The sequence below is a fragment of the Tundrisphaera lichenicola genome (assembly GCF_051175385.1).
GTDB lineage: Bacteria > Planctomycetota > Planctomycetia > Isosphaerales > Isosphaeraceae > Tundrisphaera > Tundrisphaera lichenicola.
Genome location: NZ_CP195106.1, coordinates 774,735 through 795,357, shown reverse-complemented (window position 1 = coordinate 795,357; position 20,623 = coordinate 774,735). Strand labels below are relative to the sequence as shown.

Sequence of the window (20,623 nt, the reverse complement as noted above, 5' to 3'; positions counted from 1 at the left end):
TCGCGGAGGATCCGACCATGCCTGCGAAGCGTCTGCACGGCGGCGAGGCCCTGGCCCGGGGTGCCCTGGTGGCGGGAGTCCGGACGATCACCAGCTATCCGGGCTCGCCCAGTTCGGAAGTGGTCGACGTCCTGATCGGCCTGGCCGAGTCGCACGACCTTCAAGTGGAATGGTCGAGCAATGAGCGAGTGTCGATGGAGATCGGCATCGGCGTGTCGATCGCCGGTCGACGGGCCCTGGTCTGCACCAAGAGCGTGGGGATGAACGTCCTGATCGACCCGCTCATGGCGCTCAACCTGACGCCGGTCCACGGGGGCCTGGTCATCCTCCTGGGGGACGACCCGGGCGGCTACGGATCGCAGAACGATCAGGACACGCGATCGCTCGCCCCCTTCCTCGAAATGCCGATGTTCGAGCCCTCGACGCCCGCCGAGGGGTTCCAGATGTTGCGCGACGCCTTCGACCTCTCCGAGCGATTCCAGACGCCCGTCATCGTCCGGGAGACGCGCAGCTTCTCGGTCGCGACCGGCAAGGTCGACATCCCCGAAGGACCGCACGAGCAGCCGGATCGCGGATTCGCCCGCGAACCCGGGCGATTCGTCCCGGTCCCCCGAAATGTCGTGGCCAAGCACCGGGCGCTCCACGATCGACTGGCGAAGTTTGCCGCCTGGGCCGAAGGCGAATCCTACCTGAAAACGTCGGGGACCGGAGACCTTGGCGTGATCGCCCCCGGGTTCGCCGCCAGCAAGCTCGGCAATGTCCTGGGTCCCGAGCCGCCCCACGGCCTCCGGGTCGGTCGCCTGGGATTGCTCCACCCCCTGCCCGTCGAGGCCCTGGGCCGGTTCCTGGCCGATTGCCGGGAGGTGATGGTCATCGAGGAGACCGAGCCGTTCCTCGAACGGGCCCTCCGGGCCATCGCGCACGAACATGCCCCCCGGACTCGGATCCTCGGGAAAGGCTCGGGACATCTCCGACCCGAGGGCGAATTGTTCCGCTGGCAGATCACCGAGGCGCTCCGGGCCTGGCAACCGGACCTCCCCCTGGCCCGAGCCTACTCATCCGAGGACGAGGACCAGGAGCGTCCCAAAAAGGAAAGCTTCTGCGCCGGTTGTCGGTATGACGAGGTGGTCCGGACGCTCGATGAGGTCGCCGGGGCCGAGGGCGGTCGCCCGATCATCGTCGCCGACCCCGGTTGCCTGGTCACCCTCGCCGAGCGGCTTGATGCGAAGTACGCCATCGGCTCGGCCATCGGGGTGGCCCACGGCCTGGCGCTCGGAGGGGTGACCGACCGGGTCACGGCGATCTTCGGCGATTCCGCCTTCTTCCACTCCGCCCTGCCCGCCCTCTGCGACGCCGTGGTCGCTCGGAGCCCGATCCTGATGATCGTGCTGGACAACCAGTCGACCCGGACCTCGGGAAATCAGCCCCACCCCGGGGTCGGCAGAGACGCCCTGGGCCGCCCGGCCCCCAAGCTCAGCATGGAGCGGATCGCCCGAGCCTGCGACGTCGAATTTGTAAGGACCGTCCCCCTCGGAGTCCCGCCGACCGGACTGCGGCAAGCCTTACAGGACGCCTGGAAGTATCCGACTCCAGCCCTGATCGTCGTGGAAATCCCCCCGGGCTGACGCTGGAGGGTCGGAAGGGCTCGCCTAAGCGGGGTTGGGGCAAGTCCGTCGTCCTGGGTAAGATGAAGCCAACCCCCAGGTCGAGGAGGCCACGCCCATGAGCACCGTCGGACGCCCGGAGCCTCGCGTACTGCCCGCGCTCATCAATGGCCAGTTGCTCGACCAGCCGACCTTCCATCGGCGATACCAGGCGATGCCTCCGGGAACTTGGGCCGAATTGATCGCAGGGATCGTCCATATGCCGTCGCCACTTTTCGACAATCATGGCGGCGAGTATTTCGACCTGAGCGGATGGTTGTTCCATTACCGACGCTTCACCCCCGGTGTCCGGGGCGTGAGCAACGTCTCGACCATCCTGGGCGAGGGGACCGAAGTCCAGCCGGATTTGCAACTGCGACTGAGCGAAGAGTCGGGAGGACGAGCCCGCGTGGAGGGGGGCTACGTCGTCGGCCCTCCCGAACTTGTCATCGAGATCGGCGGTTCCAGCCGATCGCACGACCTCGGCTCCAAGAAGAACGACTACGAAAAGGCGGGCGTCCTCGAATACCTCTTCGTCGGGGTCGAACCTCACGAGGTCCGCTGGTTCGTCCGTCGCGAAGGACGATTCGCCGAGCTGTTCCCTGGCCCCGACGGGATTTATCGGTCCGAAGCCTTCCCCGGCCTCTGGCTCAATGCCCGGGCGCTGTCCGCCGGGGACCTCGACGGCCTGATCGGGGCGCTGGAGCGTGGGCTGGCCACGCCCGAACACGCCGCCTTCGTCGCCGAACTGGCGCACCGGGCCGCCGGTCGTTAATCGGATCGAAACATTCGAGCCCTTCGGAAAATGAACGGGGCTCTCGGGATCGTGCTTGACTTCTCGCCCGCCGCTACGATAGAACCAAATCTAAGAAACCAAACCGAAATAATTCGGGATGCTTCGAGGAGGGTTCATCGTGGCCAGACCGCCGGCGAAGGAGCTGACCGAGCGTGAGCTCGAAGTCATGCATGTCTTCTGGACCAGGGGGGAGTCGACCGCCGCCGAGGTCCGGGACGAGCTGGCCCGATCGGGCCGCGACCTGGCTTATACCACGGTGGCAACCCAGGTCCGGATATTGCTGGACAAGGGGTTCTTGATCCAGGGAAACGACGATCGGCCGTTCCGGTATCGGGCGGCTCGGAGCTATGAAGATGTCTCCCGGAGCCTGCTGGGCGACCTGATCGACCGGGTCTTCCGGGGCTCTCGCGAGCAGTTGCTCGTTCGCCTGATGGAGCGGGAGGCCCTCACCGAGGAGGAGCGGGTTAGGATCGAAGAAATCCTCCGGGAGTCGCGATCATGAACGACCTCGGATGGATCGTGATCGGGGCCGCCGCGCGGGTGACGGCCCTCTCGGCGGTCGGGCTGACGGCGGTCCTGCTGCTCCGTCGACGAGGGCCGGCCACAGCTGCCCTGGTGGCCTCGACCACCCTGGCGGTCCTGGTGATCGTCTCGGGCCTGGCCGCCAGCCCCTGGCCTCGGTGGTGGTCTCCAGGCGAGGTCGCCACGGCTCGACCAATCGCCCCAGAAACTTCGCCCGCGACGACCGGAGATGCACCCGGAACCCCGGCGGATGAACGAACCAGGCGAGAAGCAACCCGCAAGGCCGATGCCTCGCACGGGGCCGGGGTCGCCGACTTCTTCCTCGAAGAGTTCCGCCGCGAGCTGGCCAGGCCGACGGACTCCCCTCGATCGATCGGCTGGCGATGGCCGGCCTGGGCAGCGGTCGTCTTCCTGGCGGGCCTGACGATCGCCCTGGCCCGGCTGAGCCTGGGAATCTGGGCCGTCGAGACTCTTCGAGCCCGGACCCGAGCGGTGACCGACCCGACCTTGCTAGCCCTCCGGGATGAGATCCGCGAGGCGATGGAACTCCGTCGAGGCGTCGAGGTCCGCGAGTCGGCCGAAGTGGCCACGCCCGCCACGATCGGCTGGCGGAGGCCGGCGATCCTGCTGCCTCCCGGCTGGGTGGGGTGGGACGACCGCGAGCGTCGGGCGGTCCTGGCCCACGAGCTGGCCCACGTCCTCCGGGGGGACTACCCGCTCGGGATCGCGGCGCAGCTCAGCCTGTCGATCCACTTCTATCATCCCCTGGTCCACGCCCTGGCCGGTCGGCTCCGGCTCCAGCAAGAGCTGGCCGCCGACGCCTGGGGGGCCCGGCTCTCGGGAGGCCGACTCCCCTATCTGACGACCCTGGCCAACCTGGCACTCCGCCAGGACCCCAAGCCCGCAAGCTGGCCCGCTCGACCGTTCCTGCCGGCCCGAGGCACCTTCTTGAGGAGAATCGAGATGCTCCGCGATCCGAAAGCGATCCAGCAACCGACCTTGCCCCGCCGAGGGCAGGTCCTCACCGTCACCTCCCTGGTGGCCGCCGGCCTGATGGTCGCCGGGCTCCGGGGGCCCGCCGCACCGGGCCGGGCGCTTGCCCAGGAGCCCGAGTTTAAAATTGGTGCAATCGCGGTCGGAGGTGCAACTCCTGTCACACGGAGACAGGACGAGCCGAAATTCGAGCCTCTCGACCCCACCTCGGTCAGTTCCGACATCCACGTCGTCATCGACATCCGGCCGGGCGAGTTGCTCAAGAATCCTGAGATCAAGAAGCTTGCCGATTCCGTCCCGACCGACGGGATCGAGGCATTCAAGATGATCGCCTCGGGTCAGATCGAGCAGATCCTCGTGCTCAATTCCAACCGCGAAGGAGGCATGCCGGGCCAGCCGATCTTCGTCCTCCGGTCGTCTCGACCGCTCGACGCCAAGGCCTTCATCACTTCCAGTTTCACCGAGGTGACCGTCAACGGGATCGCCTACCTCAAGGCGGGTTTGGGCCCGAGAGGGTATTGCTACCGGATGCTCGACGACCGGACGCTCCTCATCGGGACCGAGGCCGACGTCAGTCTCCCACCGATCGGGGCCGATCGTCCCAGGGGCCGACACGGTTGGGATGACGCCTGGAAGCAGACCGCCGAAGGCCCGATCCGAGTGGCCTTCGATACCCCCTGGCTGGCCCGGCTCCTCCGCCCAGGGCCGCCCCGAGGGGGACCATTCGCCGCGATGGTGACCACCCTGAACCCGCTCTATGAGAAGGCCACGGCCTACGCGATGACATTGGGACTCGGCGACGGCCTGACGCTCGAGGCCCTGGCGACCTGCGGGACCGACGAGTCGGGCGCACGAGTCGCCGATACCCTCCGGGCTGCATTGACCCTGGGCCGGAACGCATTGCCCGACATCCGCCGAGCGGCCGAGACCGGCCCTCCCAACCAGGCCCGAGCCCTGGTCGACCTGGTCGACGCCCTCGACATCATGATGGAGACTGCCAAGATCGAGCAGGAGAAGTCGGTCGTCCATCTCCACGCCAAGGCCGATCCCTCGGCCATCGCCACGGCCACCCGGATGCTCTTTCCCGCCGTCCAGGCGTCTCGCGAGGCCGCCCGGCGCGCCCAGTGCGTCAACAGCATGAAGCAGATCGGCCTGGCCATGCACAACTACCACGCGGCGAACGACCACTTCCCGCCCGCCGTGCTACTCGGCCCCGACGGCAAGACGCCTTATAGCTGGCGAGTCGCCCTGCTCCCCTACCTGGAAGGACAGGCGATCTACTCGCAATACAAATTCGACGAGCCTTGGGACGGCCCCAACAACAGCAAGCTGATCCCCCTGATGCCCCCCGTCTATCGCCATCCCGGCGACGACCGACCCGGCATGACGCCTTATTTCGTGCCGACCGGCCCCGATACCCTCTTCCCCGATCGCAGGGAAGGCATGGGAATCCGCGAAGTCACGGACGGGACCTCGAACACGATCATGGTCGTCGAGGCCCAGCGCGAGATCCCCTGGACCAAGCCGGAGGACATCGCGTACGGGCCATTGCCGGCCGATGGATCGAAGAAACCCCTGCCGGACCTCGGGACCCTCCACCCGGTTGGGTTCGACGCGTTGTTCGCCGATGGTTCGGTCAGGTTCATCAGTGCCAACGTCAACCCATCCGTCCTCCGAGCTCTGTTCACCCGGGCCGGTGAAGAAGTCATCTCCGCCGATGCTTACTGAATTCGGGCTGGGGCCGCCTCTCGCCGAGGGAGGCGGTCTCCGGGACGACCGCCGCTGGTTCCCGGAGCAAGCTCCGGGGCGGAAAGCGAGAGCAAGCTCTCGCACTCCAAAGCGGCTCCGCCGCGAGGGGCCGCCGGAGGCCTTGGAGTGCGGGAGCTTGCTCACGCTTTGCTCGGGCGGAGCTTGCTCCGCCGGATTCCAGGTCGCGTGGTCTGATGGTTCCCGGAGCAAGCTCCGGGGCGGAAAGCGAGAGCAAGCTCTCGCACTCCAAAGCGGCTCCGCCGCAGCACGAACTTGCTACACATCATCCGGCGAAATCCGAGGCCCTTGGTGAAATGGTGTGTTCGAATAGGGTCGCCCACTTCGATCTTCAAGGACGACCGCCCGAATGTCGCCCTAACCTTCAAACCATCAAAACCATGCAACGAATTGGGTTCGTCTTGGGAAAACGCTCGTGCCCCGTTCCCACAACCTCACCGGGGTTCGCGGGCCAGCCCTTTCAGGACGTCCAGCCCTCGGTTGAGCGTGGCGTCGTCGACGGCGTAGGAGATCCGGAAGTGGGTGTCGACCCGGCTGAAGACGTTGCCGGGGATGATCAGGAGCGACCGGCGGATCGCCTCGGCGACGAACTCGGTGGCGGTCCCCCAGGGGGCCCGGGGGAAAGCGTAGAAGGCCCCTCCCGGATGGGCGAGGTCATAAAGCCCCCCGAGGGCGGCGACCACGGCATCGCGCTTTCGTCGGTAGGCATCCACGTGGGGGGTCAGGTCCTGGTCGAGGGCGACGACCCCGGCCTTCTGGACGATGCTCGGGGCGCAGACGTAGCTGAACTGCTGGAGCTTGGCCATCTCCTGGATCAGCCGCGAGGGGCCATGGGCGTAGCCGAGCCGCCAGCCGGTCATCCCGTGGGCCTTGGAGAAGCCGTCGACCACCAGGACATCCTCGTTCCAGGCGGCGGGGGTTGGGCAAGGACCGTCGAACGTGAAGGCCCGATAGACCTCATCGCTGATCAGGAGGATCCCCCGGTCCTGGCAGAGCCCGGCGAGGGCCTGCATCTCCTCGGCGGAGGCCACGGCCCCGGTGGGGTTGGTCGGGCTGTTGGCGATCACGCACTTGGTCTTGGGGGTGATCGCGGCGGCCACCCGGGCGGGGTCGAGCCGGAAGTCGGGATAGGTGTCGACCAGGACCGAGGTCCCGCCGGCCAGGGTGACCAGGTGGCGGTACATCACGAAGTAGGGGTCGAAGATGATGACCTCGTCCCCGGGGTCGACGACGCAGCAGAGGGCCAATAGCAAGGCCCCCGAGGTCCCCGAGGTGATCAGGACCTGGCGGTCGGCGTGCTTGAATTCGGCATCGACGGCCTCCTGGATCTTGCCCCGGAGTTCGGGGATACCCTGGGTCACGGTGTAGGCGTTGAAGCCCTGCTCGATGGCGTCGATCGCGGCCGCCTTCACCGGGTCGGCGACGTCGAAGTCGGGCAGGCCGATCGAGAGGTTGATCGGGTCCTTCATCGACTTGGCCATGTCGAAGGCCTTGCGAATGCCCGAGGCGTCGATGTGCTTCATCCGGTCGGCGATCCAGGCGTCGTTCACGAGGCTGGCCCTTCGATTGGCGATGTCATTGGTCTGCCAAATCCTCACTTGCTGATCGATCGTTTTCTGCCTCCCTCTCCCTCTGGGAGAGGGCCGGGGTGAGGGCCACCGCTCGATTGGTGGGCCCTCGACGACCCAATTCCGAGTCTCGGCGGAGATCCGGAAGACCCTCACCCCGGCCCTCTCCCAGAGGGAGAGGGAGGCGGGAGAAAATTCCCCGTGTCGGACTGAGATAGTTTACCCGCGACGTCCTTCGTTGCCAAACGGGCGGCCGGTGGCGTACTCTGGCGGATCGAGCCCCGACCGCCCACCGCCCGAGTCCCCACCGCCATGCTCCGCCCGTTCCCGGCCCTCGCCCTGACTTCCTTGCTGCTGATGGGGATCGCCCAGGCTTCGGGGATGCTCGGGCCCGGCCGGAATCACCCCCGGATCGGGGTCCTGGCGATCGGGGCGACCCTGGCGGCCTATGGGCTGGCCTTCGGTCAGGTCCGGGCATCGGCCCGGCGGGTCGATCGGCTGGCGGAAGGGTCCGGATTGCCCGAGTGGGTCAAGGCCCAGGCCGAGAAGAACCGGCGGAAGGCCCGGGCCTATCTGCCCTGGGGCCTGGGACTGGTCGGGATCTCGGCGGGGACGGGGTGGCTCGGCGGGGGTGGGGCGCATCTCGCGGCCTCGGCCTCGGCGATAGGCTTCCTGGCCGGGGCATCGTGGGGCCTGGTCCTGCTCCTGAAGGTCCAGGCCGGGTTGTTGAAGGATGTCGAGCGCGGGGCGAAATCCGCCCTGCCGGCCTCCGATTCTTGATGGGTCGCGTTTGGGGGCGGGGAATTGTCGAAGCTGTCGCCGCTGGGTCTCGTGGTCTCGATCGTGCTGGTCGACTTGCTCGGCTTCAGCATCGTGATGCCCTTGCTTGCCCCGTTCGCCCGGGAATACGGGTTCTCGTCGCTCCAGATCGGGCTCCTCCTGGCCGCCTATCCGATGGCGCAGCTCGTCACCGGGCCGATCCTGGGCCGGTTGAGCGACCGATACGGGCGCCGGCCCGTCCTGGCCGCCAGCCAGTTCGGCACGGCCGTCTCGTTCGTGATCCTGGGGCTCTCGAATAACTTCGAGGTGATGTTCCTGGCCCGGCTCCTCGATGGGGCCTCGGGAGGTAATATCCTGGTGGCCCAGGCTTACGTGGCCGACGTGACCAAGCCCGAGGAGCGTTCCCGGGGCTACGGCCTGATCGGCATGGCTTTCGGCCTGGGGTTCGTCCTGGGGCCGCTCCTGGCCCTGGCGCTGGTCGAGCTTCCGGTCCCCGCCGAGTGGCGGCTCCGGGTCCCATTCCTGGCCGCCGCCCTGCTCTCGACGGTGGCCTGGATCCTGGTCGTCCTGAGGCTCCCCGAGTCGCTCCCGGCCGATGTCCGCTCCCGACAATCCGCCAGGGTCGTCAGCCGTCGAGGCCTGATCGACGCCCTGGTCCTGCCGGGAGTCGGACGGATGATCGGCCTGGGAGCCCTCGCGACCCTGGGCTTCGCGGCCCTGGAGGGGACCTTCAGCCTCTATCTGGGCGAGCGTCAAGGATGGGGGGCGACCGGGGTCCTGGCCGGGTTCACGTACCTCGGGCTGGTCACGGCGATGGTCCAAGGGGGGCTGGTCCGGAGGCTCGCCCCGAAGCTCGGCGAGCCCCGGATGATCGTGATCGGCCTGATCCTGCTGGTCTTCGGCTTCGCCGGCCTCGGGGTCGCCCGGGGGACCCCGGCGATCCTGCTGGTGACGACCCTCGTCGGGATCGGCCAGGGGTTCGCCTCGCCCGCGATCAGCGGCCTGCTCTCGAGGATCACGCCCGAGGGGGAGCAAGGGGCCGTCTTCGGAACGCTCTCCTCGGCGCAGACCCTGGCGAGGATGATCAACTACGTGATCGCCAATCTCCTCTTCGGCCGGGGTAACACCGCCGCCCCGTTCTGGGAGGCCTCCGCGATCGCCCTGCTCGCCCTGGCGCTGGCCGCGGTCACGCTGCCGAAGGCCGGTCGACTGGCCTCTCGCCCCAGGACCGACGCCGCCGAAGGAGAGGCGGTCGCCGAGTGGGCGGCCGAGGCCTGAATCGCCGGGCTGGATCGATCGCGTCGAAGATCCGCCGAATTCCCGAGCGGCCAGCTCGATCGGTATGGCCCCGAGTTTGCGGAGATGATCCGGCGTGGTCTCCGAACCGGATCCCTTCCCAACTCGAACCGGGAGCAACAATCATGTCGAAGAAACTGACCTGGGCGACCGCGGCCTTGCTAGCCCTCGCCGGATGTGGCGACCAGGCCGTGACCGATCCGGCCGACAGCATGGCCACCCCGTCCGAGGCGGCGAAGACGGTCAACGAGAATCCGTCCTCGCCGACCATCGACGTCCCGAATACCCCGCAGAACGAGGCCGAGGTCGCCAAGGAGAAAGAAGCGCCGGAGGCACCGGCCGCCACCCCGACCGAACCGGCGACGATCGAACCCAAGGCCGAGGAAGCCAGCAAGCCGGAGTGAGCCGGCGAGGATCTCCCCGAGTGGACGGAAGGCCGATGCCCGCAGCATCGGCCCGTCCCCTCTCTAGCAGGGGTATCCGATCAGGAGGTCGCGGATGATGCCGCTTGCTGCATCGCCACGACTTGTTCGATGAGCGAGATGTTGACCTGACCTCGGACCGACGCCAGGGCCGTCGGGACGCCCATCCCGAAACCTTTCATCGGGTTGTGCCAGATGACCGTGCCGGTCTCGGGATCGAGGCCGTAGAGGTAACCGTTCGATGAGACAATGAGCAGGTCGTCGTCAAGCAGCAGGGTCACGGATCCTTTACGCAAGGTCTTATTGGACCAGACGATCTCCCCCGTCTCGCGGTGGAGGGCCGCGACGTATCCGTTGAGACCGACGAAGATCAATTGGTCGATCGCCATCGCGAAAGCCCCCTGTGTGATCTGGAGCGAACCTGTCCCGTAAGTGGACCGGCCAGCCGCAGAGACTTCGCCGATCGGTCGAGAATATTGGGGCACTCCTGGCCCTCACCAGACTCGGTAATCAGTGAAGCCGAGGATCATCCCGGCCACGAAGGCCAGTACATTCACCACGAAGCCGATCGCGCTGGTGATCGGACGACCCCCTCGGCGAGTGGGGTAAAGTCCGATGGTCGCCAGCAGCAGCCCCGGCGCAACCAACGTCCAGAAGCCTTCGTCCGGCACATACCACCAGCCCAGGACCACCCGATTTGAGGAATCGTCGAGGACGATCGTTGCTCGACGGACCAGGTTGGGCAGGGATCTCGCGGAGTAGCCCAGGAAAGCGGCCAGGTTGATGCCACCGAGGACGATGGCCATGCCGCCGCAGATCAGCGAGACGAGCGGCTCACCTTTCCAGGGCGGATCCCGACGCCTGGGCTTGAGCCCGTTGAAGAAATTCCTGGTGTCTTCGGAAAGGTCGGTCGCGTGCGGCGGAATCATGGTTGATGCTCAACCCGGGGGGAGGGCTGTGTCATCAAGACTTCATCAAATTTCGCGGATTGAGTAAAGCCCCTCTCCGATCCGCCGCGCGATCGACCGGCGATAGCCCTGCTCAACGGGCGGCGGCCTGCGAGTTCCCGGAATAAACCTCCGAGGCCGCCGCCAGCGCCGCACCCGGCTCCACGGCATGGCCGAGGTCGCGCAGGCAAGTCTCCAGCGCGGCGAGGACCAGGGTGACGTTCGCGGGCCTCGACCCGTGACCCATCAGGCCGATCCGCCAGGCCTGCCCCTTGAACGGCCCGAGCCCGCCGCCGATCTCGATCCCCCAGCCGGTCAGCAACCGCTTCCGGACGGCCATGTCGTCGACCCCCTCGGGAATCCGGACGCAGTTGAGCTGCGGGAGCTGGTGCCCCTCGGCGGTGATGTAGGAAAGCCCCATCGCGCTCAGCCCGGCCTTCAGGGCCTTGTGGTTCTTCAAGTGACGGGCGTGTCGGGCCTCCAGGCCCTCCTCCACGACCAGGGCCAGCGCCTCCCGGAGGGCGTAGTTCATGCTGATCGGCGCGGTGTGGTGATAGAAGCGGTCGCTCCCCCAGTAGCGCTGGATCATCTGCATGTCCAGATACCAGCTCTGGACCTTGGTCTTCCGGTTGGCGATGACCTCGGCGGCCCGGGCGCTGAAGGAGACCGGGGCCAGCCCCGGCGGACAGCTCAGGCACTTCTGGGTGCCGGAATAGACCGCGTCGATCCCCCAGGCGTCGATCTCGACCGGCACGCCCGCCAGCGAGGTCACGGTGTCGATGGCGATCATCGCCCCCGCCTCATGGGCGATCGCGGCGATCTCCTCGACCGGCTGCCAGGCCCCGGTGGAGGTCTCGGCGTGGACGATCCCGACCAACTTGGGGCCGACCCGGAGGATCGCCGCCTTGACCTCCTCGGGGTCGAAGACCTCGCCATAAGGCCGCTCGATCGCCGTGACCTGCGCCCCGGCCCGCTCGGCCACGTCAACCATCCGGGCGCCGAAGACCCCGTTGACGCAGACCAGCATCTTGTCGCCCGGCTCGATCAGATTGACGACCACCGCCTCCATCCCCGCCGAGCCCGTGCCCGAGACCGCCATCGTCAGCTTGTTCTCGGTCCGGAAGACGTGCCGGAGCAGGCCCTGGGTCTCGTCCATCAACGCAACGAACTCGGGGTCCAGGTGCCCCAGGAGCGGCATCCCCAGCGCGGCCAGGACCCGAGGATGGACGTCGCTCGGGCCAGGCCCCAGGAGGACGCGAGTCGAGGGGCTCAGCGGCGCGGGTGCGTCGATCGGCAAGGGGGCATTGGCGGCCATCGGCGGCTCTCCTGGGCACGACTCGGGGGACTCGGGGGACTCAGGACTCAGGGTAGGAGATTCCGCCGGGGCGATCAATGGCCCCCGGTCGGTTGTCGGTGGACCGGGGGCATGAGACAAGCTAACATCACCTCACGAAATCGATCGACAAGGAGGTATTCGACGGTGGAACAGTCGACTCCTCGAAAGCCCTGGTGGCGGAGGATCCCCCTACGATTGAGCGTCCGGGCGCTGATCGTCCTGGTCCTCGTGATCGGCGGAGGACTGGGGTGGATCGCCTATCGAGCCCGGGTCCAACGCCAGGCCGTCGAGGCGATCGAGGCGGCGGGGGGCCGCGTCCAGTACGACTGGGAGTGGATGGATCTCAACACCAACCCGCCCGCGATGCCCCCTCAACCCTGGCCCAAGTGGTTGATCGATGCTGTCGGGGTCGAATATCTGGCCGATGTCGTCGAGGTCCAGCTCATCGGAGGTCAGGGCGACAAGGCGACCGACGCCCTGATGGCCGAGGTGGGTCGCCTCGATCATCTGAAGAGCCTCCAGCTCAATGGATGCCGGTCGGTCACCGACGCCGGGCTCGTCCACCTCCGAGGGCTCTCCCAACTCCACAATCTGGACCTCAGTTTCTGTGAGATCAAGGGGCCTGGCCTGGCGAGCCTTGGGGGCTTGAAGGAACTTCGAGAGTTGAACCTCATAGGTTGCCCGGTCTCCGATGCCGACCTGGCCTTCCTCTCGAAACTCACCCACCTCGAGAAACTGCATATCGAGAGTGGCTCCGTGAGCGATGCCGCATTGGCCCACCTGGAACACCTCGACCTCCGATGGCTTCAATTGCTCAGATGCCCGGTCACAACCTCGGGGCTGGCTCGGCTCCGGGGGATGAGTCGGCTCGCAATCCTCAATCTCGGCGGTTCCCGAGTGGATAGCCTCGCTCCATTATCGGGCCTGGAAGGACTGGCGATTCTGACCCTCAGGGACTCGCCGATCACCGACGAGGGCCTAGCCCCGGTGGTGAACTTCAGAAAACTGGCCAATCTTCACCTCAGCAATACCCCGATCGGTGATGCGGGCCTGGTTCACGTTCGAAAACTCTCCTCGCTGAAGGATCTCCATATTGACGGCACGCGGATCACCGATGCGGGATTGGCACCCATTGCCGGGCTCTCAAACCTCTTCAATCTCAATCTTCAACGCACGGCAATCACCGATGCAGGGCTGGTCCATCTGGCTGGCCTCAAGAAACTCGACATGCTGTTCCTCGACGAGACGAAGGTGACCGACGCCGGACTGGCCCATCTCACCGGGCTGGCGAACTGCCAGCAGGTCACGGTCGTGGGGACGGGAGTCACCGCCGAGGGAACGGCGGCCTTCAGGAAGTCCAATCCCAAGATGCGAGTGATCCGCTGAGTCGGTGACGCCTGGACCAGGTCCGAAAGCTCAGTGGCCGACGATAGGCAGCCAGGCCGATCGCAATCCCAGCAGGTCCCTTGGAGCATCCCCGGGACCAGCCTCACCGGCATTCCCGGGACCCTGAACTGAACTATTCGATCGTTCCGGGTAGACGTTTCCCCATCTCCGACAGCACGCGATCGAGTGCCGCGATCAAGGGTGGCAAATCACCAATCGCGATGTTCCAGATGATATCCAGGTCAACCTGATCGTAGGCATGGACCAGGCGATGACGTACGCCGATGATTTGTTTCCAGGGGATCTCAGTCTCCCGCTCGCGGAAACTCGCCGGGAGTTGGCAGGCCGATTCCCCCATCATTTCCAGGAGTCGACAGACGGCCAGCATCAGCATCCGATCGGTGTCGAGGTCGGCCCGCCTCCGATCGCGGGTGAAGGATACGGCTTCGGCCGCATAATCCCGCATGTGTTTCAGGTAAGTCAGGTCATCGTGCCTGGACATAAAGCGGGAGCGCCTCGGACTGGACCTGGACCCGGAAATACTGGCTCAGCCAGGCGGGCGTGTTCAGATCGACCCTTCGGCCGAAGATCTCCGACAATTCCTCCTGCATCCCGAAGAATCCCAGGCCGGGCACCTGCCCGGGCTCGAATTCGACCAGCACGTCGACATCGCTCTCGGGCCTGAAATCGTCGCGGATCGCGGAGCCGAAGAGGCTCAGCTTCGCGATGTGGTTGCGCTCACAAAACTCGGCAATCCGGTCGGTCGGGATGGGCAATGTCGTCGAAACGCCGTTCATGGGTCTTCACCCGGATTGAGGTCCGATCATCCCATCCGTTTATATCCGATCGGCGAGCAACCCCGCCAGCGCCCGGCCGGTGTGGGTGTCGATCTTCGCGACCTCCTCGGGTGTCCCCTCGGCGACGATCCGGCCCCCCTGGTCCCCGGCCTCGGGGCCCATGTCGATGATCCAGTCGGCGGCCCTGAGGACGTCGGGGCCGTGCTCCACCAGGATCAGGGAGTGCCCCAGGTCGAGCAGGCGGTTCAGGGTCTCCAGGAGCTTGGCCACGTCCTGCGGGTGGAGCCCGGTGGTCGGCTCGTCCAGGAGGAAGAGGGTCTTCGGCCCCTTCGCGGCCCGGGTCATCGCGGCGGGGGACGAGGCGAGGAAGCCGGCGAGCTTGAGCCTCTGCGCCTCGCCTCCCGAGAGCGTGGTGGCGGGCTGGCCCAGTCGGAGGTATTCCAACCCCACGTCCATCAAGGGGCGGAGCCGGGCCTGGACCTTGGGCTTGTTCCGGAAGAAGCCGAACGCCTCGCGGACGGTCAGGTCGAGGACCTCGGCGATCGTCTTGCCGCCGTAGCGGACCTCAAGGACCTCGGGGCGATAGCGGGTCCCCCGGCACTCCGGGCATCGCATCCGGACATCGGCCAAAAATTGCATGTCGATGGTCAAATCGCCGGACCCCTCGCAGACGTTGCAGCGCCCCCCTTCGACGTTGAAGCTGAACTTACTCGGGCCGAAGTTCCGCGTCTTCGCCTCGTGGGTCGCGGCGAAGGTCTGGCGGATCTCGTCGAACGCCTTGAGGTACGTCACCGGGTTCGACCGCGAGGTCCGGCCGATCGGCGACTGATCCACCATCACCACGTCGGCCAGCCCCTCGATGCCCGAGACGTCCCGGAAAGGGAGCCCCGGAAGCGGCTCGTGGCGGATTGCCTTCATCAAGGCGGGGTGCAGGGTCTCGTCGACCAGCGTACTCTTGCCCGAGCCCGAGACGCCCGTGACCACGCAGAGGACCCCGATGGGAAACGAGACGTCGATGTCTTGCAAATTGTTGCCGGTCGCCCCCCGGAGGAGGATCTGCCCCCTGGGAACCCGGCGCTTCTCGGGAACCGCGAGCCGACTCCGCCCCGAGAGGAACGCCCCGGTGGCCGATTCGGAGACGTTGGCGACGCCCTCGGGCGGTCCTTCATAAAGGACGCGCCCCCCCGACTCGCCCGCCCCCGGCCCGATGTCGACCAGCCAGTCGGCGGCCCGGAGGATCGCCTCGTCGTGCTCGACGACGACCACCGAGTTCCCCGCGTCGCGGAGCCCGGCCATCGTGGCGATCAGGCGGCCCACGTCGCGCGGGTGGAGGCCGACCGAGGGCTCGTCGAGGACGTAGAGCGTGTTGACCAGCCCCGAACCCAGGGCCGAGGCCAGGGCCAGCCGACGGGCCTCGCCGCCGGAAAGAGTCCGGGCCGGCCGGTCCAGGGTCAGGTAGTCCAGCCCGATCCGGTCGAGCGCGTCGAGCCGACCCCGAACCTGATCCAGGACCCGGAGCGCCACCGGATTCCCGGCCTCGCTCGTCGAGACCCCGGCCAGGAACGCGCGAGCGTCCCGGATCGTCCGCTTCGAGAGGCTCGCGATATCGACCCCATCCACCAGGACCGACAGGGCCTCGGGCCGGAGCCGGGCCCCTCGACAGTCGGGACAGGGGTGAGCCCCCCGCCATCGGCTGAGGAAGACCCGGACGTGCATCTTGTACGCCTTCGACTCCAGCCTTCGGAAAAACCGACGAATCCCCTGGAAGCCGAATTTCGCGGCCCCCGCGTAAATCAACTCCACCTGATCCGGAGTGAGATCCGAGAATGGGGCGTCGAGCGGCAAGCCCATCCGGGGAGCGGCCTGGATCAGGTCGTTTCGGTTCGACTCGTAGCTTGGCGTGGTCCACGGGGCGATGGCCCCCTCGCGGAGGGTCTTCGAAGGGTCCGGGACGATCCGAGCCGGGTCGAGGTCGATGACCACGCCCAACCCTTCGCAGGTCGGGCAGGCCCCGAGTGGGCTGTTGGGCCTGAATAGGCGAGGATCAGGATCGGCGCGCAACGTCCCGCATCCGGGACATTGCCGTTTTCGGGAGAAGGTCGTTTCCTTCCCGTCACCCTCGACGATCACCCGGCATCGGCCGAGCCCCTTGGCGAAGGCGGTCTCGATCGAGTCAAGGCGACGTCCGGTCCCCTCGGCCCCCCGGGTCAGACGGTCGACGATCACGTCGATCGTCGACCCCGTCGTCTCGGGAAGCGGCCCCGATTCGAGACGGACCAGCTCTCCACCGGTCCGGACCCGGGTGAACCCCTCGGCTCGGAGGGCGTCGGCCAGGGCAGCCCGGTCGGAGTCGGGGCGAAGGTCGAGCGGGAATCCGATGAGGTAGCGAGTTCCTTCGGTCAGCCCCTCGATCGCCCGGACGACCGCCGAGGGGTCGGCGGGCTCGACGACCTGGCCGCAGTTCGCGCAGGTCACTCGACCGACCCGGGCATAGAGGAGGGCCAGGTGGTCCTGGATCTCGGCGATCGATCCCACGGTGCTCCGGCTCGACCGACGCCCCCCAGACCGCTGGGCGACCGCGATCGCCGGGGGGATACCGTCGATCCGGTCGGCGTCGGGCTTGTCGAGCCGTTCCAGGAATTGCCGGGTGTAGGCCGAGAAGGTCTCGACGTAGCGCCGCTGGCCTTCGGCATAGAGCGTGTCGAAGGCCAGCGAACTCTTGCCCGAACCGGAGACGCCCGAGAAGGCGACCAGCCGGTGGAGCGGGAGGTCGAGGTCGACCCCCTTCAGGTTATGAACCCGGACCCCCCGGAGGAAGATCTTCCGCTCGTCGGAGTGCATCGAGCCGGCGGCCCCGATCAGGCGCTCTCCTTCTTCCGTTCCTTGGCCGACGGGATCGGGATCGGCGGGGTGTCGAAGAGTTTCTTCTCCTTGCGGACGACCTCGGGCGTGATGATGTACTTACCCTTATCCTTGGCGGCCTTATCGGGCAGCTCGTACATCACTTCGAGCATGATCTCCTCGACGATCGAGCGGAGGCCACGAGCCCCGGTGTCCTTCGCCTTGGCTCTCTTGGCGATCTCGATCAAGGCCTCGGGCGTGAACTCGAGGTCGGCCTGCTCCATCTCGAAGAACCGCTTGTACTGCTTGACGAGCGCGTTCTTCGGCTCGGTCATGATCTGGACCAGGGCATCGACGTCGAGCGGCATCAGAGGGCAGGTGATCGGCAACCGACCCACGAACTCGGGGATCATCCCGTATTCGAGGATGTCGTCGGACGTGACCCGATCGAGAAGATCGCCCAGTTCGCCGTTGTGCTCGGCCTCGGTCTGGCTCCCGAAGCCGATCGTCTTCCGCCCGACTCGCCGGGCGATCAGGTTGTCGAGGCCGACGAACGTCCCTCCGCAGATGAACAGGATGTTCGTCGTGTCCATCTGGATGTACTGCTGCTCGGGGTGCTTGCGGCCCCCCTGGGGCGGTACGTTGGCGATGGTCCCTTCGAGCATCTTCAAGAGGGCCTGCTGGACCCCTTCGCCCGAGACGTCTCGGGTGATCGAGACGTTGTGATTCGTCTTGCCGATCTTGTCGATCTCGTCGATGTAGATGATCCCACGCTGGGCGCTCTCCAGGTCGAAGTCCGCCGCGTGCAGGAGTTTGAGGAGGATATTCTCGACATCCTCCCCGACGTAACCCGCCTCGGTCAGGGTGGTCGCGTCGCCGATCGCGAAGGGGACGTTGAGGATCCGGGCCAGGGTCCGGGCCAGCAGGGTCTTGCCGCAGCCGGTGGGGCCGATCAGGAGGATGTTCGACTTGTCGAGCTCGATCTCGGTGTCGTTTTCCTCGGCGTGGACCAGCCGCTTGTAATGATTGTGGACGGCGACCGAGAGGACCTTCTTGGCCCGGTCCTGATCGATCACGTAAGCGTCGAGCTGTTCCTTGATCTCGCGAGGGGTTGGGATGTCGGTGAAGAGGGTCTTGGGAACGCCCCGCCGCCGCCGCTCCTGGTCGAGGATCGACTGGCAGAGTTCGATGCATTCGCCGCAAATATAGACGTCGCCGGGCCCTTCGACCAGCGGGCCGACGTCGCGATAGCTCTTCCGACAGAAGGAGCAGTAGGCGTTCTTCTTGGTATTGCTGGCCGTCCCCGTGGGCGGACTCCCTCCCCCACCTCCCCCACGCTTCCCACCACCGCCCGATCCGCCGCCCGTGATGTCCTTACCCGATGGCATGCCTAGTCCTTTCGTCCCTCGGAAACGGGGGAACCCGGCCGTGCAGACAGCATCGGGTCGAGTCGGAGCATAACGGCGAGCAAGGACGGGCCGGAGCTCGCCTCGCCGCCACATTCGAAAGGTTGATGAAGGAGAATGACGGGCCGTCCATCGCCTTGGTCCCGGACCGGACCGGGAATGTTGGTGGAATGTCCCGATCGTCCCTGGGGGATGGTCGTCAGACCCTCCTCGTCATTCGCCAACTGACTCATTCTAAAGTACGTTTCGCCCCCACGCAAGGCGACCAGCCACGCCGAGACCAGAACCCTAGGACGCGGGGAAGAGGAAGTCTCCCTCCGATCGGCCAGACTCCGACTCGGGAACCATGCCGCCTCGGGAGAGCCAGTCGATAATCCGTCGCGAAGGGGAGCTCATGGTCAGACGTCCCAGGGCCTCGATTGGTTCCCAGGCCACGTCCACCAGGCCCGGGCCGGGGACCGGCTTCCCTCCCAGCCACGACGCGTGTCGGACCTCGAGCGTGACCTTGTGCGTGGTGACGCCAAACCGGATCGTCTTCGAGACCGGGCCGACCGAGACGCGGACACCCGTCAGTCGAGAGACCCCCTCGGCCAGGTCCAGCGGCTCGCCCGACGACCGCCCGGCCGGGTCGGGACCCGCGACGTGGAGCGTCGGAAATTCCCAGAACCCCTCCCAGAGCCTCCCCGCCCCTCGCTTAACGATCAAGTAACGACCCTCCCGGCAAACCAGGATGCCGGTCTCGGCCACTTCCTTGGGCGGCACCTTGGGGATGGCGCGAGGGATCTGATCCTGGACACCTAGTTTTCGGGACAAACAATCCTCTGAAATGGGGCAGGTCAGGCAAAGTGGGGCCTTCGGCAAGCAGACCAGGGCCCCGAGTTCCATGAAGGCCTGGTTGAAGATCCCGGCCCCGGATTCGGGGACGAGCCGGCCGGCGGCCTCCCAGAGTCGGGCCTGCGACCGGGTCGTCTTCAGATCCTCATCCCAGGCGAGCCATCGAGCCAGGACGCGCTGAGTGTTGGCCTCCACGATCGGCGCGGGGCGATCGAAGGCGAACGAGAGGAGCGCTCCCGCGATGTATCGGCCGACTCCGGGCAGGGCGAGAATGGCCTGGGGATCATCGGGAAAAACGCCACCATGCATCCCGACAATCACCCGAGCGGCCGTGTGGAGCTGGCGAGCCCTTCGATAGTAACCCAAGCCCTCCCAGGACTTGAGGACGTCGGCCTCGTCGGCATCGGCCAACGCCTCGACGGTCGGGAACCGGTCCAAGAATCGGCCAAAGTAGGGGATGACGGCCGCCACGGTCGTCTGGACCAGCATCATTTCCGAGACCAGGATCCGATAGGGGTCTCGGTCCTCACGCCAGGGGAGTGGCCGGTGTGCCCCCTCATACCACGCGACCAGGTTCCGGCGAACTCGACCGATCCACTCGGGATCAGCATCCGGGACAACGTTACCGCAAACGGGATTATACCGAATATCAGGGAGGGCATCCCCGGCCTGGTCGCCCTTTTTTTTCGGTTTCCTACCCAATGAAACGTCCTCTGGAGGTGATGGTCGGGCCATGTTTTCGTTTTCGGGAATATTTGCGGATCAGGGAATTAACCTCTCGGTTGAGCTTAATAAACTGATGACGTGCAGAAGAGGTGATGGCCAAAGTTGGCCGAACCCCTGCGGCGATGATTGCCGCAAAACTCCATGACCGGAGGATCGCTCCCATGACTTGCCCCACCCCCGTTGCCGTCGCTTACCTCTCCCCCTTCGAGAATGCTCCCGCTCCCATGGTCCCCACCTTGGCCCACCAAGAACCGAAGAAGGCGGTCCCGCCGATCGCCTCGAACCCTCTGGAACGCCTGGCTCAATTGATGTTATCCAACGATCGGCTGATGGACGAGCTCTCCGCGAGCCGGACCCGGATCACCGACGCCCGGTCGAATCTCGACTCCCCCGGCAGCAACAGCCGATTCGGCGAGGCCCATCTCGACCGATGCCGGTCCCGACATTCCCGGATCCTGGCCCAGCTCCGGGCCAACCGGATCGAGGCCCTCCAGCTCCTGGGCGAGGGCGGCTCGGGCGTCTGATCGCGACGTCTGCGATCGCAGGACGCATCGACCGTATCT

The 20,623-nt window shown here is 66.5% G+C and carries 18 protein-coding genes; 9 read left to right on the top strand and 9 right to left on the bottom strand.

Annotated features, from left to right (window positions below):
• The first annotated feature begins 17 nt into the window (after positions 1–17).
• From P12x_RS03055 to P12x_RS03040, 4 genes are all read left to right on the top strand, one after another.
• On the top strand, positions 18–1,625 hold the full coding sequence (locus P12x_RS03055) for a thiamine pyrophosphate-dependent enzyme (RefSeq protein WP_435009359.1): 1,608 nt from the start codon (positions 18–20) through the stop codon (positions 1,623–1,625).
• 97 nt (positions 1,626–1,722) lie between these two features.
• Complete coding sequence (locus tag P12x_RS03050; RefSeq protein WP_435009358.1) at positions 1,723–2,418, top strand: Uma2 family endonuclease; 696 nt, start codon at positions 1,723–1,725, stop codon at positions 2,416–2,418.
• A 139-nt stretch (positions 2,419–2,557) separates the two neighbouring features.
• Entirely contained in the window at positions 2,558–2,941 is a 384-nt protein-coding gene (locus P12x_RS03045; RefSeq protein ID WP_435009357.1) for a BlaI/MecI/CopY family transcriptional regulator, read from the top strand.
• A complete protein-coding gene (locus tag P12x_RS03040; protein ID WP_435009356.1) occupies positions 2,938–5,682 on the top strand; it encodes a DUF1559 domain-containing protein in 2,745 nt (914 codons plus the stop codon). The genes P12x_RS03045 and P12x_RS03040 overlap by 4 nt, the downstream gene beginning before the upstream one ends.
• A 473-nt stretch (positions 5,683–6,155) precedes the next feature.
• On the opposite strand, the gene P12x_RS03035 is transcribed toward P12x_RS03040, so the two are convergent.
• Complete coding sequence (locus P12x_RS03035) at positions 6,156–7,271, bottom strand: pyridoxal phosphate-dependent aminotransferase (RefSeq protein WP_435009355.1); 1,116 nt, start codon at positions 7,269–7,271, stop codon at positions 6,156–6,158.
• A gap of 330 nt (positions 7,272–7,601) precedes the next feature.
• Here P12x_RS03035 and P12x_RS03030 point away from each other — a divergent pair, with 330 nt between their 5' ends.
• The 3 genes from P12x_RS03030 to P12x_RS03020 all read left to right on the top strand — a co-directional run bounded on the left by P12x_RS03030 (position 7,602) and on the right by P12x_RS03020 (position 9,769).
• On the top strand, positions 7,602–8,069 hold the full coding sequence (locus P12x_RS03030) for a hypothetical protein (RefSeq protein ID WP_435009354.1): 468 nt from the start codon (positions 7,602–7,604) through the stop codon (positions 8,067–8,069).
• A 24-nt stretch (positions 8,070–8,093) separates the two neighbouring features.
• Positions 8,094–9,347, top strand: a complete 1,254-nt coding sequence (locus P12x_RS03025) for an MFS transporter (RefSeq protein ID WP_435009353.1) — start codon at positions 8,094–8,096, stop codon at positions 9,345–9,347.
• Between the two features lie 143 nt (positions 9,348–9,490).
• On the top strand, positions 9,491–9,769 hold the full coding sequence (locus P12x_RS03020) for a hypothetical protein (protein ID WP_435009352.1): 279 nt from the start codon (positions 9,491–9,493) through the stop codon (positions 9,767–9,769).
• Positions 9,770–9,849: 80 nt separating this feature from the next.
• On the opposite strand, the gene P12x_RS03015 is transcribed toward P12x_RS03020, so the two are convergent.
• The 3 genes from P12x_RS03015 to P12x_RS03005 form a co-directional block, all read right to left on the bottom strand.
• Complete coding sequence (locus tag P12x_RS03015; protein WP_435009351.1) at positions 9,850–10,176, bottom strand: PQQ-binding-like beta-propeller repeat protein; 327 nt, start codon at positions 10,174–10,176, stop codon at positions 9,850–9,852.
• Positions 10,177–10,281: 105 nt separating this feature from the next.
• Positions 10,282–10,716 (bottom strand): hypothetical protein, encoded by a 435-nt coding sequence (locus P12x_RS03010; RefSeq protein WP_435009350.1) that lies wholly within the window; start codon positions 10,714–10,716, stop codon positions 10,282–10,284.
• A gap of 112 nt (positions 10,717–10,828) precedes the next feature.
• Positions 10,829–12,049, bottom strand: coding sequence for a pyridoxal-phosphate-dependent aminotransferase family protein (locus P12x_RS03005; protein WP_435009349.1), 1,221 nt, complete (start codon positions 12,047–12,049; stop codon positions 10,829–10,831).
• Between the two features lie 165 nt (positions 12,050–12,214).
• Here P12x_RS03005 and P12x_RS03000 point away from each other — a divergent pair, with 165 nt between their 5' ends.
• Positions 12,215–13,456, top strand: a complete 1,242-nt coding sequence (locus P12x_RS03000) for a leucine-rich repeat domain-containing protein (RefSeq protein ID WP_435009348.1) — start codon at positions 12,215–12,217, stop codon at positions 13,454–13,456.
• A gap of 133 nt (positions 13,457–13,589) precedes the next feature.
• Here the strand turns inward: P12x_RS03000 and P12x_RS02995 are convergent, their stop codons facing one another.
• The 5 genes from P12x_RS02995 to P12x_RS02975 form a co-directional block, all read right to left on the bottom strand.
• Positions 13,590–13,958: a HepT-like ribonuclease domain-containing protein gene (locus P12x_RS02995; protein WP_435009347.1), complete on the bottom strand. Its 369-nt coding sequence runs from the start codon at positions 13,956–13,958 to the stop codon at positions 13,590–13,592.
• Positions 13,942–14,253 (bottom strand): nucleotidyltransferase family protein, encoded by a 312-nt coding sequence (locus P12x_RS02990; protein ID WP_435009346.1) that lies wholly within the window; start codon positions 14,251–14,253, stop codon positions 13,942–13,944. Before P12x_RS02990 ends, P12x_RS02995 begins: the two co-directional genes overlap by 17 nt.
• Positions 14,254–14,292: 39 nt before the next feature.
• Positions 14,293–17,094, bottom strand: coding sequence for an excinuclease ABC subunit UvrA (gene uvrA / locus P12x_RS02985; RefSeq protein ID WP_435009345.1), 2,802 nt, complete (start codon positions 17,092–17,094; stop codon positions 14,293–14,295).
• Between the two features lie 17 nt (positions 17,095–17,111).
• Positions 17,112–18,482: an ATP-dependent Clp protease ATP-binding subunit ClpX gene (gene clpX, locus P12x_RS02980; protein WP_435009344.1), complete on the bottom strand. Its 1,371-nt coding sequence runs from the start codon at positions 18,480–18,482 to the stop codon at positions 17,112–17,114.
• A gap of 306 nt (positions 18,483–18,788) precedes the next feature.
• Positions 18,789–20,036, bottom strand: coding sequence for an A/G-specific adenine glycosylase (locus tag P12x_RS02975; protein WP_435009343.1), 1,248 nt, complete (start codon positions 20,034–20,036; stop codon positions 18,789–18,791).
• Between the two features lie 185 nt (positions 20,037–20,221).
• Here P12x_RS02975 and P12x_RS02970 point away from each other — a divergent pair, with 185 nt between their 5' ends.
• The gene (locus tag P12x_RS02970; RefSeq protein ID WP_435009342.1) at positions 20,222–20,584 is read left to right on the top strand and encodes a hypothetical protein; all 363 of its coding nucleotides are present in this window, start codon (positions 20,222–20,224) and stop codon (positions 20,582–20,584) included.
• Positions 20,585–20,623: the final 39 nt, after the last annotated feature.

Bases quoted from the DNA above. Each gene is read 5' to 3' on its own strand.
- P12x_RS03055 (WP_435009359.1), top strand. From the start codon at position 18: ATGCCTGCGAAGCGTCTGCACGGCGGCGAGGCCCTGGCCCGGGGTGCC.
- P12x_RS03050 (WP_435009358.1), top strand. From the start codon at position 1,723: ATGAGCACCGTCGGACGCCCGGAGCCTCGCGTACTGCCCGCGCTCATC.
- P12x_RS03040 (WP_435009356.1), top strand. From the start codon at position 2,938: ATGAACGACCTCGGATGGATCGTGATCGGGGCCGCCGCGCGGGTGACG.
- P12x_RS03030 (WP_435009354.1), top strand. From the start codon at position 7,602: ATGCTCCGCCCGTTCCCGGCCCTCGCCCTGACTTCCTTGCTGCTGATG.
- P12x_RS03020 (WP_435009352.1), top strand. From the start codon at position 9,491: ATGTCGAAGAAACTGACCTGGGCGACCGCGGCCTTGCTAGCCCTCGCC.
- P12x_RS03015 (WP_435009351.1), bottom strand. From the start codon at position 10,176: ATGGCGATCGACCAATTGATCTTCGTCGGTCTCAACGGATACGTCGCG.
- P12x_RS03010 (WP_435009350.1), bottom strand. From the start codon at position 10,716: ATGATTCCGCCGCACGCGACCGACCTTTCCGAAGACACCAGGAATTTC.
- P12x_RS03005 (WP_435009349.1), bottom strand. From the start codon at position 12,049: ATGGCCGCCAATGCCCCCTTGCCGATCGACGCACCCGCGCCGCTGAGC.
- P12x_RS02995 (WP_435009347.1), bottom strand. From the start codon at position 13,958: ATGTCCAGGCACGATGACCTGACTTACCTGAAACACATGCGGGATTAT.
- P12x_RS02990 (WP_435009346.1), bottom strand. From the start codon at position 14,253: ATGAACGGCGTTTCGACGACATTGCCCATCCCGACCGACCGGATTGCC.
- uvrA (WP_435009345.1), bottom strand. From the start codon at position 17,094: ATGCACTCCGACGAGCGGAAGATCTTCCTCCGGGGGGTCCGGGTTCAT.
- clpX (WP_435009344.1), bottom strand. From the start codon at position 18,482: ATGCCATCGGGTAAGGACATCACGGGCGGCGGATCGGGCGGTGGTGGG.
- P12x_RS02970 (WP_435009342.1), top strand. From the start codon at position 20,222: ATGACTTGCCCCACCCCCGTTGCCGTCGCTTACCTCTCCCCCTTCGAG.